The following is a 12,517-nucleotide window of genomic DNA, read 5'->3' on the forward strand; positions in this document are numbered from 1 at the left end:
GGCCGGGAAAATTCGGCGACACCCCGCGCCCGCCCACCTACCGTGGCCCCATGAGCCGTCCCGAACCCCACATCGACGTCCGCCCGATCGCCGAGGCCGACCTCCCCGACTGGATCAGGGCCCTGAACACCGGCTTCCTGCGCACCCCCGACGTTGCCGAGACGGAGATCGCGGACCGCGGCTCGTACTTAGTCCCGGCCCGCACCCTCGGTGCCTTCGACGCCGGGCGCTGCGTCGCCACCTTCCGGTCGTTCGCGCAGGAGATCACCGCCGTCGGCGGCGCCCCGGTCCCCGCCGACGCCATCTCCAACGTCACCGTCACCCCCACCCACCGCCGCCGCGGCCTGCTCACGCGCATGATGGCGCAGGACCTGGCCGCCGCGAAGGAGCGCGGGGACGTCGTCGCGACCCTGATCGCCGCCGAGTACCCGATCTACGGCCGCTACGGCTTCGGCCCCGCCACCTGGACGACCCAGTGGACGATCGACGTCCCCCGGACCGGCCTCGACCCGAGGTGGGCCGGCCCCGAGGACGGCGGCCGGATCGACATCGTGGACGGGGCGGACGTACGCAAGATCGGCCCTGAGCTGTTCGAGCGGGTACGCCGCGCGCAGCCGGGTGCCGTCGACCGGGACGAGCGCTGGTGGCTGGTCAACACCGGTGTGCTGCGGCTGGACAGGTCTCCGTGGACCGAGCCCTTCTTCGCGGTGTACCGGTCGGCGGGCGGCGAGGTCCAGGGGCTGGTGTCGTACACGGCGGACGACCACTGGAGCGAGGGCAAGAAGCAGCCGTTGAACACGGCGAGCGTCAAGTGGCTGATCGCGGCGACCCCGGACGCCGAGCGCGCCCTGTGGCGCTACCTGTGCTCGATCGACTGGGTCATGACGGTGAAGAGCGGCTGGCGGGCCCCCGACGACCTGCTGCCCTTCTTCCTGCCCGATCCGCGGGCCGCCGGGGTCACGTCGCAGGCGGACTGGTTGTGGGTGCGGATCCTGGATGTCGTACGGGCTCTGGAGGCGCGGACGTACGAGGGACAGGGGGCGCTGGTCATCGAGGTCGTGGACGCGGGCGGGCTGACCGGTGGGCGGTACCGGCTGGAGGCGTCGGCGGAGGGCTCCTCGTGCACGCCGACCAAGGATGCCGCCGAACTCACCCTCGACGTAGCCGACTTGGGCCGTCTCTGGCTCGGTGACGAGTCCGTGGTGCGGCTCGTCGCGCTGGGGCGGGTGCGGGAAGAACGAGCGGGCGCCGCCCGGGAGGCCGACGCCCTGCTGCGTACGTCCAGGCGGCCTTGGTGCCCGGACGTCTTCTGATCCTCCTCTCAGTCGGCGACAGGTCTGCTCATCCGTAGCGAGCTGTTCGGTTGTGGTTGTGGGCTGTGCGCCCGTATGCGGTTGTGGCTGTGCGTTCGCTGTTCGGTTGTGGCTGTGCGGTGCGGCTGTTCCACAGCCGCTGTTCAGTTGTGGCTGTGCCTTTGGTGCAGACCGCCCCGGGCTCCCGGCTCCCCTCCGGAAGGGAGCCCGGCCGGCCGAACCTGGTCGCCAGGCCCTAGTGGGCGAGCAACATGACGAGGATCACCGCGCCGATGCCGCCGATCAGGGTGTTCTTGGCCTTGATGCCGATGGACAGCGCGAGGAAGGCGATGATCCCCATCGGCCCGTACTTCCACTGGATGAGCTGTTCGAATCCGATGACGAGTGCGGCGACGGCGAGGTAGACGAGCGGCATGTGGCCAACCTCCTTGAAGTTTGACCATGTTGCTTAAGTTGGTGACCAACTTCACTGTACTTATGACCGCTTGGAAGCGTCCTATAACCACCTTCCCTGGAACTGCCCAAAGATGGCGGGAAGTTGTAGTGTTTTGTCGTGGAGCCGAAACCCGTCTCCGTCAATGGGCGGAAGAGTTCACAGCGGCCACAGAAGTCACACCGGGAGGTGGCCGACGAGCTGCGCGCCCGGATCACCTCGGGGCAGTTGCAGCCCGGCCAGCGCATGCCCACCCAGGCCAAGCTGGCCGACGAGTTCGGCGTCGAGCGCGGAGCGGTACGGCAGGCCCTGCGCATCCTGCAGTCGGAGCACCTGCTCACCAACGTGTCCAAAGGGGCCCCGGCGACCGTCGCCCCCGACCTCGGCAGGGCGCTGACCGGCCCCGGAGCCCCGCCGCAGCCCACCATGGTGGCCCTCGCCCCGCGCGTCGCCGCCGCCTTCGCGGCCCCGCACGTCGAGATCGACGCCCTCTGCCTGACCTCGGTCTCCCTCACGCTCGCCATCGGCGAACCGCTCCGCCAGATCCACGCCGGACAGCTGAAACCGGCCAAGGTCGACGTCCGCGTCCTGCTGCCCAGCCGCGACATCTCGCTCGCCTTCCCGACGTCGGTGGACGCCTCGGCCGACGACGCCGACGAACGGCTGCGCCGGCGCTGGCTCACCCAGCGCAACGCCCAGGGCCAGGTGCTCCAGCACAATCTGCTGGCGCTGCGTGCCACGCACGGCATCGATGTGCGGGTCGGCTTCCGTGCGCTGCCGTTCACTCCGCCGGTGAAGCTGTACCTGCTCAACAGCGCGGAGGCGCTCTTCGCGTACTACACGCTGGCGCGCCGCGCGGTGGAGATCGACCATCAGCACCTGGAGATGTACGACGCCCCGGGCATCCGGTCGATGTTGTTCGCCTTCGAGCAGGGGTCCGGGCTGCGGGACATGACGTTCGTGGAGCAGTCGCATGTGTGGTTCAACGCACTGTGGGAGACGATCAGTTCGGAGCTGGTGCTCACGAGCTGATCGTCTCCCGCGGCGTTTGACCTGGTGGTTCGTTGCGTGCAGGGAGCCCCTGGCGCGCATGGTTCACAGGGCGGGGCCCGAGACCAGGATCGCGAGGACGACGGCCCCGACGGAACTGACCGCGGGACTCTTGGCCTTGATGCCTATGGTGAGCATCAGCAGGCCGATGATGCCGGTGGCACCGTACTTCCACTGGAGGGTCTGCTCGACGCCGACGACGAACACGGCGGAGAGGAGTGCGAGGACGGGCATCTGTGTTTCCCCCTTCGGGTTCCTGGGGATGGAAGGATTACTTCCGCCAACTCAACCAACTTGACGCCAACTCTGACTAAGTTGTCCCCACTTGGCCCCTACTTTGAAACAAGCTACAAACAACTCCCTTTAGATGGGTGAGAGTTGTAGCGTTTGGTCGTGACCCAGGAGAACGTGGCAGTGAACGGCAGCAGGAGACTCTCGCCCCAGGAGATCGCCGACATCCTGCGGGAACGGATCCGCGTCGGTGACCTCAAGGCGGGCGACCGCCTGCCCACCCAGGCCGAGCTGGCCGAGGAGTTCGGCGTCGAGCGCGGCACCGTACGCCAGGCCCTGCGCGCGCTCCAGGGGGACGGCTTCCTCACCAACGTCAGCAAGGGAAGCCCGCCGCGGATCGCCGCCCCCGCCCCCGCGAGCGGCGCCCCCCAGCCGACGATGGTCAGCCTGGCACCCCGCCTGACGGAGGCCTTCGCGGCCCCGCACGTGCGCGTGGACGTCGTATGCCACACCTCCGAGACCCTGATGCTGGCCCTGGGCGAGGCCCTCCGCCAGATCCACGAGGGCTCGATCCACCCCAAGTCGATCGACGTCCGCATTCTGCTGCCGTCCCGGGACATCCACCTCGCCTTTCCGGTACTGGTGGACGGGCGGGGAGAGGACGACCCGGTCCACAAGCGGTGGCTGGAGATGCGCAACGCCCAGGCCCAGGTACTGCGCCACAACCTCCAGGCGGTCCGCTCCACACACGGCATCGACGTCCGGGTCGCCTTCCGCGCGCTGCCGTTCACACCGCCGGTGAAGCTGTACCTGCTCAACGGTGACGAGGCGCTGATCGGCTACTACGTCCTCACCGAACGCCAGGAGGAGTACGAGAGCCAGACCCTGGACATGTACGACGCCCTCGGCTCGCGGTCCCTCCTCTTCTCCTTCGTGCGACAGGCCGGCCAGCGCGACGACGCATTCGTGGAGGAATCCCAGAAGTGGTTCGATGCCCTCTGGGAAACCATCACCACTGACCTGACACTCTCCTAGTGACTTCTGATACGACACAGACCGAACTGGTGACGGCATCGCCGGAGCGCCTGCGGGAGCTGATCACGCATGCCCGCGTGGTGCTCTGGGATTTCGACGGGCCGATCTGCCGACTGTTCGCCGGCCACTCGGCGGCGAGGGTGGCGGCCGGTCTGGTGAACTGGCTCGAAGGGCGCGGCCTGCACGGCCTGCTGGCGGAGGACGAGCGCAAGACCGAGGACCCCCATGAGGTACTGCGCGCCGTCGACCGGCGCCAGCCCGCCAGCGACCTGGTGACGGAGGTGGAGGAACGTCTCACCCAGGAGGAGCTGCGGGCCGTACGGTCGGCGATGCCCACCGCGTACGCCGACCCGCTGATACGCACGTGGACCGCGGTGGGGTCCCGGCTGGCCATCGTCACCAACAACTCTCCGAGAGTGGTCGCCGGCTACCTGGCCGACCGCGGCCTGCTCGCCTGCTTCGGCCCTCACATCTACGGCCGCACCCAGGACCTCCAGTACCTCAAGCCCCACCCGCGCAACCTCAACCGCGCCCTGACCGCGATGGGGGCCGCCTCGTCCACCGCCCTGTTCATCGGCGACACCCCCACGGACTACGAGGCCGCCCGCGAGGCCGGGGTTCCGTTCCTGGGCTACGCGCGTAACGAGCGCAAGGGCAGGCTGCTGAAGGAGGCGGGGGCGACGGACATCGTGGGGTCGTTGGAGCCGGTGCTGGTGGCGGTGCGGGCGGGAGGGTGAGGGGTGGGCGGGGATGCGCTCGGTGCCGCCCGGGTACGGACTCTGCTCGGCGAGCCGCCCGAATGGCGCCGAACGGGTTGTCTCGTTCGTGCCGTTGTCGAGAGCGAGCAGGCTGGGGCAAACCGGCGGCCATCGCCCGGACGTGCGCGAATGCCTTTGTGCAACGTGTCACAAGGGTCGGAAAGTTATGCACCTGCTGGCATGCCCCTCAGCCCGAAGCGCTAATCTCGGCCACCGTGCCCCCTCTGCAACACGGAGCGCGCTTGTCGCTCGCGCACCGCCTTTTGGAGTCCCGCCGACTCCGAGGCAGGGGAGAGGTGCTCAGGGGCCACCACAACACCAACTACGTGCTGCGGGTAGGGCTGTTGCTGGCCCTGGTCATCGGGGTGGTGCCCTACACGCGGTTCAAGTACCGGGTGCCGCTGGACACCGTGGAGGTCGTCCCCCGCATCTGGCCGCGCGAGGCCGATGTCCTCGAGGTCGTCTGCCGGTACCTGCGCGAGGTGCCGCGCTGTCTCGCCGTACTGGGGGAACTCGGCGACCGCTCCCTGCACCGGTACCGCAGGGGCAAGGCGCTCAGTGAGCGCAACCCCGACGGTGTCATCGACGAGAAGCTGATGCGGGAGTTCGCGGCGTTCTTCGTCAGAACCGCCCAAGTGCCGGTCGAGGAGCTTCCGCCGCCTCCCCAGGACTGGCCGGCCGACGGCGACAGCGACGGGTTCCTGCACTGGCTGGCCGACTTCACCGAGCAGCGCGTGCACCAGCCCAACCGTGACCGGTTCGGCGACCTCTTCGACGCGGTGGGGATTCCCCAGGACGCGATGACGGCGTTCAAGGCGAACCATCACGGCCTGACCTCGCGTCCCTTCAAGCTCCTGCACACCGATGTCCACCGCGCCAACGTCGTGGTGCGCCGCGGGCGGATCGCGGTGATCGACTGGGAGCTGGCGATATACGGGGACCCCCTGCACGACCTCGCCACTCATGTCGTGCGGACGGGGTATGGAAAGGCCGAACAGGACCGAATGGTCGAACTGTGGGCCCAGTCCATGGAGCAGGCCGGCTGCGCCGAGCTCACCGCAGGTCTGCACAAGGACCTCGACACCTACCTGGCCTTCGAGTACGCGCAGTCGGTGTTCCCGGACGTCATGCGCGCCGCACTCGAACTCCCGGACGATGCCGAGGAGCGGCACTTCCGGGCGGCGGCGGAGCGGGTGAGCCGAGCCATGGGCCGGGCCCGTCAGCCGCTGCGGCTCGTGGAGGTGCCGGACATGGAACAGATGGTGGAAGCCCTGCGGAAGTGGCACAGCCTGGCCGTGCCGACGGCCGCTTCATGACCGTACGACGGGAGCGGGAGCGGGAGCGACGGGAGACGGAGGGGCCGCAGGCGGGGCGAGCGCAGATCGCGGCGCTCGACGAACCCGGACTGTTGCGGGCCGCGGCGGAGCAGATCGTGCGGGGGCGGTGCGTGCTGTTCGACTTCGACGGGCCGCTGTGCCGGCTGTTCCCCGGTACCTCCTCGGCACCGCTCGCCGACGAGCTGCGGGAGATCGTCGCGAGGCGCGGCGCACTGGCCCTGTTGCCGCCTGCGGTGTTGCCGTCCATCGACCCCCAGGTCGTACTGCGCGCCGTGGACGCAGCGTGTCCCGGTGATGCGCTGGTGGCCGAGCTGGACGCCCGTCTCGTCCAGGGGGAGAAGGACGCGGCGCGGGTGGCGCCCCCCCACCGCTGGTGTGGGCGATCTGGTCCGGCGGCTGGTGAAGGAAGCGGCGCCGGCGACCCGACTCCCCGCCCGACCCGACGCTTCCTGAGCGTGGGGGCGCGGGAGCGCTGCCAGGCCATCGTGCCGCTCGGCTTGGCGGACGTGCCGACCTGCTCGCGGATCACGACGGGCGCTGCTGAGCCGGCAGCGCCATACGCACCTGGCTCCTGCGTAGGCTCGCTCGCATGAGCGACACAGGCACCGGCGAGCCCGGGCTGCGCGAGCGCAAGAAGCGGCGGATGTACGAGACCGTGTCGGAGACCGCCATCCGCCTCTTCCTGGAGAAGGGCTTCGACGCCGTATCCGTGGCCGAGGTGGCCGCCGCTGCCGAGATCTCCAAGCCGACGCTGTTCCGGTACTTCCCGGCGAAGGAGGACCTCGTCCTGTACCGGATCGCCGATCACGAGCAGGAGGCCGCCCGGATCGTGGCCGGGGCGCAGGGCTCGCCTCTTCGTGCGCTGCGGCGGCACTTCCTCGACGGGCTGGAGCGGTGTGATCCCGTCACCGGGCTGAACGACCATCCCGAAGTGCTCCACTATCACTCGCTGCTGTACGGGACTCCCTCGCTGGCCGCCCGCATGTACGCCTACCTGGAGCGCTCGGAGGCCGCGCTCGCCGACGCGCTCGGCGGGGACCTGGACGCGCGGCTGGCCGCCGGGCAGATCGCCGCCGTGCGGCGGATCCTCGCTCTGGAGAACTGGCGGCGGATCGCCGGCGGGGAGCGGGTGGAGGACGTACGGGCCGATGCCGTGGCCGCTGCCGAGCGGGCGTTCGACCTGCTGGCGAAGGGGTTGCCCTACCTGTCCAAGTGAGTGAGAGTCGGTAAAAAACTTAACTCGGTTACGTTATTTGGGTACGCTTGCTCGAATGACGTCAACCGAACCCGCCCTCCGGCACGCCCTCACCGAAGAACGAGCCCACCACGACCGCTGCCGCGCCGCCCTCGCCGCCATGGTCGCCGGCGCCCAGGAACAGGTCGTCATCGGCGAGGACGTCTCCGCCTCCGGTGCCGACGCCGAGGTCCTCGGGTATCGGCTGCGTAGCCAGGCCAAGGAACTCCGGGAGTTGCCCGAAGGGCCCCTGTCCTTCGGGCGGCTGGACTTCGGCGAAGGTGGTGAACACGGCGGGCAGAGCTACCGCGTCGGGCGGCTGCGGATCACCGAGCACCCTGCCGCGCCGCCCCTTGTCGTGGACTGGCGGGCCCCCGTCTCCCGTGCCTTCTACCAGGCCTCCGCCCACGACCCGCAGGGCGTGGCCGTACGGCGACGGTTCGGCTGGGCGCCCGGCAGCCGCGGCGACTCCGCCGACCTGACCGGCCTGGAGGACGAGCACCTCGACCGGGGCGAGTCCCGGGCCAGCGACATCGTCGCCCGGGAGATCGAGCGGCCCCGCGTCGGGCCCATGCGGGACATCGCGGCCACCATCCAGCCCGAGCAGGACGATCTCGTACGAGGCGATCTCGCCCTGTCGGTGTGTGTGCAAGGCGCTCCCGGCACCGGCAAGACCGCCGTCGGCCTGCACCGCGCCGCGTATCTGCTCTACACCCACCCGCAGCGCATCCGGCGCGGCGGACTGCTGATCCTCGGGCCCAACCGGACCTTCCTGTCGTACATCTCCGAGGTGCTGCCCGCCCTCGGCGAGACCGGCGTACGCCAGTCCACGCTGCGGGACGAGATCGCCCGGCATCCGGTCACCGGGGATGACGAGGGGCGGGCCGCCGTCGTGAAGCACGACGAACGGATGGCCGAGGTGCTGCGTCGGGCGTTGTACGCGCGGGTGAGTACCGAAGGGGTCAACTCCCTTGTGCTGGCGGAGGGTTCGTATCGGTGGCGGGTCTCGGCGGGCGAGCTCGTGCGGATCGTGGCGGGGGTGCGGGAGGAGGAGCCGCCGTACGCCGTCGGACGGGAGCGGGTGCGGACCCGGGTGGTGCGGTGCATCCGCGACCAGGCCGAGCGGCGCAGCGGGGTGCGGAGCAACGCGTGGGTGCAGAAGGTCTCGCGGTCACGGGCCGTGGGGGCGTACGTCGATGCCGTGTGGCCGCGGGTGCGGCCGGAGGAGGTGGTGGCCGAACTGCTCGGCGATCCGGGGGTGTTGGCGGACGCCGCCGACGGACTGCTGGACGCCGAGGAGCAGAAGGCGCTGCTGTGGGCGAAGCCGCCGCGGTCGTGGAAGTCGGCGCGCTGGTCGGCCGCCGATCTCGTGCTCCTCGACGAGGTGGCGGGGCTCATCGAGCATCCGCAGGGGTACGGCCATCTCGTCGTCGACGAGGCGCAGGACCTGTCGCCGATGGAGTGCCGGGCGATCGCGCGCCGGGCTGCCTTCGGGTCGCTGACCGTCCTCGGGGATCTCGCGCAGGGGACGACGCCCTGGGCGGCGCGGTCGTGGGAGACGGTGCTGCGGCATCTGGGGAAGCCGGACGCGGTGGTCGTACCGCTCACGACGGGGTTCCGGGTGCCGGGGGCGGTGCTGGCGCTGGCCAACCGGCTGCTGGAGCGGGTGGACGTGGAGGTGCCGCCGGCCCGGTCGCTGCGGGGGGACGGGGAGCTGCGGTTCCGGGAAGCGGTGGACGGTGACCTGATGGGTGCGGTCGTGGGTGCCGTACGGGATGCGCTGGGCCGGGAGGGATCCGTGGGGGTCGTCGCCGCCGACGGGGACGCGGCCCGGGTGCGGGAGGCGCTGGCGGCCGCCGGGATCGAGGCGGGGGGTGCGGACGAGCTGGGGGCGCGGGTGGCCGTCGTACCGGCGAGTGTGGTGAAGGGACTGGAGTACGACCATGTCGTCGCCGTGGAGCCGGCGGCGATCGTGGAGGCGGAGGAGCGGGGGTTGCAGCGGCTGTATGTGGTGGTGACGCGGGCGGTGGCGGGGTTGGAGGTGGTGCACGGGAGGCCGTTGCCGTTCTAGCGGTGGTGCGGGCACTTCGGCTGTTGTGCGGGCGGCGGGCTCCCGTGCGTCACCGTCGGCCGTTACATGGCGTCCAGGACCGGGATCAACTGCTCCTCCTCGTACGTCAGATGCGCCTCCAGCTCCGCCGTGAGGCGCTCCACCTCGGTGCGGGCGGCGGCCGGGTCCGGGTGCTCGGCGGTCACGGCGCGACGCAGGTCCTCGACGAGGGCGGCGATGCGCTCGTGCTCCTCCCGGAGGCGGGCCAGGGCCGGCGCGAATTCGGGACGGCGGTCCGCCAGGACCGGGAACATGCCGAGATCCTCGCCGGTGTGGTGGTTGTGGAGGCCGGCGCAGAAGGTGAGGCAGTTGACGCGGAGCTGGGCGCCGAGGGTGGAGCCGCCCTTCTCGCCGCTCTTGCTCATCTCCTCGCGGATCAGGGCGAGTTCGCGGCGGAAGGCGTCATGGACGACCTTGATGGCCTCGCCCATGGAGGACGCGTTGATGTTCGGAGGGCCGCCCTGGGCGATCTCGTACAGGGCGACCACGGGAATCACCCGCTCCGTCTTCTCCTGGTACGCCGCCCAGCCCGGATCCGCCTCGACGGCCCGCGCGAAGGCCTGGTCACGCTCCTCGCCCTCGAGTACGACGGCCCGGGCCTCGTAGGTGAACGCGCCGCTCTCGATGGTGACCCGGGGGTTCGCGACGAGGTTGTGGAACCAGGCCGGGTGCTTCGGGGCGCCGGCGGCCGAGGCGATGACCAGGACGCGGTCGCCGCCGTCGGGGAGGTAGCCGACGGGGGTGGTGTGCGGGCGGCCGGTGCGGGCGCCGGTGGTGGTGACGAGGATCAGGCGGGCGCCTTCGAAGTAGCCGCCGACGCGGCCCTTGTTGGCGCGGAACTCGTCGATGACGTGTTGGTTGAAATCGTTGGGCAATGCTTTCTCTTTCTCTGTCGCTGGTTTCCTCATGGACGGAAGGCGAAGAGAAAGAGGCGGGCTCCTGGCCCGCCGCGACCTCACTCAGAGGCCGGGCAACACCCAACTCGCTCACGGCACATGGCCGACCCGGCAGTCATGGTCGTGACTGTAGCTTCCTCGTATGACTGCCGCGACCGACTTTCAGGGCATTCCGAGGAGGGCGTCGTGGGGTTCGAGGCTGAACAGGTCCTTTCCTCAGGGTGCTTTCGCTACGGCGTCCAGGGGCAGATCCTGTTCTCCGATGCTCCTCTTCCTCGACGTCGACGGGACCCTGACCCCCTTCGGGGCGGAGCGGCCGTACCCGGTGTACGAACCCCGCTCCGCCCTGCCGGAGCCGGCCGCCGACCACCCCCTCCTCACCCGCGTCGACCCCACGCTCGGCGTCCGGCTGGCGCGGCTCGCGGCGCTCGGGTGCGAGCTGGTGTGGGCCACGACCTGGCTGGACGACGCGAACGCCGTCCTCGCACCCTGGCTCGGTCTGCCCTCGCTGCCGAGGGTCGACTGGCCGGACGACGGCGCGGTACCCCGGCTCGGGCCTCGCGGCCTGCACTGGAAGACGCGGCCCCTGGTGGCCTGGGCTGCCGGCCGCCCCTTCGTCTGGGTCGACGACGAGATCACCGACGCCGACCGGGCCTGGGTGGCCGCCCACCACCCCGCGCCCGCCCTCGTCCACCGCGTCGACCACCGCTACGGGATCACCGACCGGGACTTCGCCGTCCTGGAGGAGTGGGTCACCGCAGGTGGCGGCCCAGCAGCTCGGTGACGCGTGTGATCCCGTCCGTCCCGTGCCCGAGCCCGACGACCCGGCGCGCCTGACCCTCGGCGGCGCGCATCAGGCTCGCGTCGATCCCGTGGGACTCGGAGGTCTCGATGATGTGGGCCATGGTGGACACGGCGGAGGTGATCGGGTTGAGCTCGCCGGAGTAGGTGCCGTCGTCGGCGTCCCCCGCGAACTCCTCGAAGAGCGGCGACATGATCGCGCCGATGCCCTGCGCGTGGGGGAGCAGTTCCCGCGCGGTGATGCCCTCGGCCCGGGCGATGGCCAGGGCGTGCGCGTAGCCCGACATCGCCGTCCAGAAGATGTCGAGCAGGGCGATGTCGTACGCGGCGGCCCGGCCGAAGTCCTCGCCGAGGTGGGTGTGGGTGCCGCCGAGCGCCTCCAGCACAGGCAGGTGCTCGCGGTAGAGATCCGCCGGACCGCTGTAGATGACCACTGCTTCGGGTGTCCCGATGGTCGTGGTCATCGACATGATCGCGCCGTCCAGATAACGGATGCCGTGCGCGTCCGCCCATTCCGCCGCGCCCCGGGCGCGGGCCGGGGTGTCGGCGCTCAGGTTCACGACCGTACGGCCCTTGAGCGCGTCGGTGACCGGGTCCTGTCGCAGGACGGCGTCGGCGGCGTCGTAGTTCACCACGCAGACGACGGTCAGCGCACTGGCGGCGACCGCCTCTGCCGGGGACGCGGCGGCCGTGGCACCGCGGTCGAGGAGCTCCCGGTCCCGCCCCGGGGTGCGGTTCCAGACGGTGACCCGCACTCCCGCGTCCAGGAACGCGCCCGCCAGGGCCCGGCCCATCGGGCCGAGACCGAGGACGGTGACGGCGGGTTCGCCGACGTAGGTAGACATGACTCAACTCCCTGTAGGGTGGCGATAATTGATGACAAAAGGGGTGTCGCATGAGGGGTGGGACATGACGCATCGGCGCCACGACCCGAATGTGTGCGGGGTGACCGCCGCGATCGCCGTGATCGACGGCAAGTGGAAGACGTCGCTGCTGTGGCTGCTGGAGTCCGGCCCGCTGCGCCCGGCGGAACTGCGCCGTCGGCTGCCGGGCCTCAGCGAGAAGGTGCTGACTCAGGCGCTGCGCGAGATGGAGACGGACGGACTGGTGCACCGTGAGGTGTACGACGTCCTGCCGTTGAAGACCGTGTACTCCCTGACCGGGTTCGGCCGTGATCTGGCCGAGGCTCTCGGCCCGCTCTCCGACTGGGGCCACCGCCGCCTGGAGCGGCTGACCGAGGCCCAGTCGGCCTCCTGACCTGAACGCCACCTCCGTCCGTCGCACGACCGGGCGCGTCCGGCGCCTCGTCGATCACCCGT

The 12,517-nt window shown here is 70.5% G+C and carries 14 protein-coding genes; 10 read left to right on the forward strand and 4 right to left on the reverse strand.

Going from position 1 to position 12,517, the window contains the following annotated elements; all coding sequences use genetic code 11:
* Positions 1–50 precede the first annotated feature (50 nt).
* The gene (locus QQM39_RS24090; RefSeq protein WP_301999598.1) at positions 51–1,313 is read left to right on the forward strand and encodes a GNAT family N-acetyltransferase; all 1,263 of its coding nucleotides are present in this window, start codon (positions 51–53) and stop codon (positions 1,311–1,313) included.
* 235 nt (positions 1,314–1,548) lie between these two features.
* Here QQM39_RS24090 and QQM39_RS24095 read toward each other — a convergent pair whose 3' ends face one another.
* Positions 1,549–1,728 (reverse strand): hypothetical protein, encoded by a 180-nt coding sequence (locus QQM39_RS24095; RefSeq protein ID WP_301999599.1) that lies wholly within the window; start codon positions 1,726–1,728, stop codon positions 1,549–1,551.
* Positions 1,729–1,935: 207 nt separating this feature from the next.
* Between QQM39_RS24095 and QQM39_RS24100 the strand changes: the two genes are divergently transcribed.
* A complete protein-coding gene (locus QQM39_RS24100) occupies positions 1,936–2,778 on the forward strand; it encodes a winged helix-turn-helix domain-containing protein (protein WP_301999600.1) in 843 nt (280 codons plus the stop codon).
* 63 nt (positions 2,779–2,841) lie between these two features.
* On the opposite strand, the gene QQM39_RS24105 is transcribed toward QQM39_RS24100, so the two are convergent.
* Positions 2,842–3,030 (reverse strand): hypothetical protein, encoded by a 189-nt coding sequence (locus QQM39_RS24105; RefSeq protein ID WP_301999601.1) that lies wholly within the window; start codon positions 3,028–3,030, stop codon positions 2,842–2,844.
* Between the two features lie 153 nt (positions 3,031–3,183).
* Here QQM39_RS24105 and QQM39_RS24110 point away from each other — a divergent pair, with 153 nt between their 5' ends.
* From QQM39_RS24110 to QQM39_RS24135, 6 genes are all read left to right on the forward strand, one after another.
* A complete protein-coding gene (locus QQM39_RS24110; protein ID WP_301999602.1) occupies positions 3,184–4,062 on the forward strand; it encodes a winged helix-turn-helix domain-containing protein in 879 nt (292 codons plus the stop codon).
* A complete protein-coding gene (locus QQM39_RS24115; RefSeq protein WP_301999603.1) occupies positions 4,062–4,799 on the forward strand; it encodes an HAD family hydrolase in 738 nt (245 codons plus the stop codon). Before QQM39_RS24110 ends, QQM39_RS24115 begins: the two co-directional genes overlap by 1 nt.
* Before the next feature lie 317 nt (positions 4,800–5,116).
* The gene (locus tag QQM39_RS24120) at positions 5,117–6,136 is read left to right on the forward strand and encodes an aminoglycoside phosphotransferase family protein (RefSeq protein WP_301999604.1); all 1,020 of its coding nucleotides are present in this window, start codon (positions 5,117–5,119) and stop codon (positions 6,134–6,136) included.
* Entirely contained in the window at positions 6,133–6,750 is a 618-nt protein-coding gene (locus tag QQM39_RS24125; RefSeq protein WP_301999605.1) for a hypothetical protein, read from the forward strand. Before QQM39_RS24120 ends, QQM39_RS24125 begins: the two co-directional genes overlap by 4 nt.
* Positions 6,747–7,373 (forward strand): TetR/AcrR family transcriptional regulator, encoded by a 627-nt coding sequence (locus QQM39_RS24130; protein WP_301999606.1) that lies wholly within the window; start codon positions 6,747–6,749, stop codon positions 7,371–7,373. The genes QQM39_RS24125 and QQM39_RS24130 overlap by 4 nt, the downstream gene beginning before the upstream one ends.
* A gap of 55 nt (positions 7,374–7,428) precedes the next feature.
* The gene (locus QQM39_RS24135) at positions 7,429–9,462 is read left to right on the forward strand and encodes an AAA family ATPase (RefSeq protein ID WP_301999607.1); all 2,034 of its coding nucleotides are present in this window, start codon (positions 7,429–7,431) and stop codon (positions 9,460–9,462) included.
* A gap of 62 nt (positions 9,463–9,524) precedes the next feature.
* Here QQM39_RS24135 and QQM39_RS24140 read toward each other — a convergent pair whose 3' ends face one another.
* Positions 9,525–10,376 carry a nitroreductase/quinone reductase family protein gene (locus tag QQM39_RS24140; protein WP_301999608.1) on the reverse strand — a complete coding sequence of 284 codons (852 nt, stop codon included), beginning with the start codon at positions 10,374–10,376 and terminating at the stop codon, positions 9,525–9,527.
* A 283-nt stretch (positions 10,377–10,659) separates the two neighbouring features.
* Between QQM39_RS24140 and QQM39_RS24145 the strand changes: the two genes are divergently transcribed.
* A complete protein-coding gene (locus tag QQM39_RS24145) occupies positions 10,660–11,181 on the forward strand; it encodes an HAD domain-containing protein (protein ID WP_301999609.1) in 522 nt (173 codons plus the stop codon).
* Here QQM39_RS24145 and QQM39_RS24150 read toward each other — a convergent pair.
* Positions 11,150–12,043 (reverse strand): NAD(P)-dependent oxidoreductase, encoded by an 894-nt coding sequence (locus QQM39_RS24150; protein ID WP_301999610.1) that lies wholly within the window; start codon positions 12,041–12,043, stop codon positions 11,150–11,152. The two genes, QQM39_RS24145 and QQM39_RS24150, sit on opposite strands and share 32 nt — an antisense overlap.
* 64 nt (positions 12,044–12,107) lie before the next feature.
* On the opposite strand from QQM39_RS24150, the gene QQM39_RS24155 reads away from it, so the two are divergent.
* Positions 12,108–12,455, forward strand: a complete 348-nt coding sequence (locus QQM39_RS24155) for a helix-turn-helix domain-containing protein (RefSeq protein ID WP_301999611.1) — start codon at positions 12,108–12,110, stop codon at positions 12,453–12,455.
* Positions 12,456–12,517 lie beyond the last annotated feature (62 nt).

Source organism: Streptomyces sp. DT2A-34 (genome assembly GCF_030499515.1).
Lineage (GTDB): Bacteria > Actinomycetota > Actinomycetes > Streptomycetales > Streptomycetaceae > Streptomyces.

What these genes read in the sequence shown, in the direction of transcription:
- QQM39_RS24095 (WP_301999599.1), bottom strand. Translation starts at nt 1,728, where the DNA reads ATGCCGCTCGTCTACCTCGCCGTCGCCGCACTCGTCATCGGATTCGAA.
- QQM39_RS24130 (WP_301999606.1), top strand. Translation starts at nt 6,747, where the DNA reads ATGAGCGACACAGGCACCGGCGAGCCCGGGCTGCGCGAGCGCAAGAAG.
- QQM39_RS24135 (WP_301999607.1), top strand. Translation starts at nt 7,429, where the DNA reads ATGACGTCAACCGAACCCGCCCTCCGGCACGCCCTCACCGAAGAACGA.
- QQM39_RS24090 (WP_301999598.1), top strand. Translation starts at nt 51, where the DNA reads ATGAGCCGTCCCGAACCCCACATCGACGTCCGCCCGATCGCCGAGGCC.
- QQM39_RS24125 (WP_301999605.1), top strand. Translation starts at nt 6,133, where the DNA reads ATGACCGTACGACGGGAGCGGGAGCGGGAGCGACGGGAGACGGAGGGG.
- QQM39_RS24105 (WP_301999601.1), bottom strand. Translation starts at nt 3,030, where the DNA reads ATGCCCGTCCTCGCACTCCTCTCCGCCGTGTTCGTCGTCGGCGTCGAG.
- QQM39_RS24155 (WP_301999611.1), top strand. Translation starts at nt 12,108, where the DNA reads ATGACGCATCGGCGCCACGACCCGAATGTGTGCGGGGTGACCGCCGCG.
- QQM39_RS24145 (WP_301999609.1), top strand. Translation starts at nt 10,660, where the DNA reads ATGCTCCTCTTCCTCGACGTCGACGGGACCCTGACCCCCTTCGGGGCG.
- QQM39_RS24150 (WP_301999610.1), bottom strand. Translation starts at nt 12,043, where the DNA reads ATGTCTACCTACGTCGGCGAACCCGCCGTCACCGTCCTCGGTCTCGGC.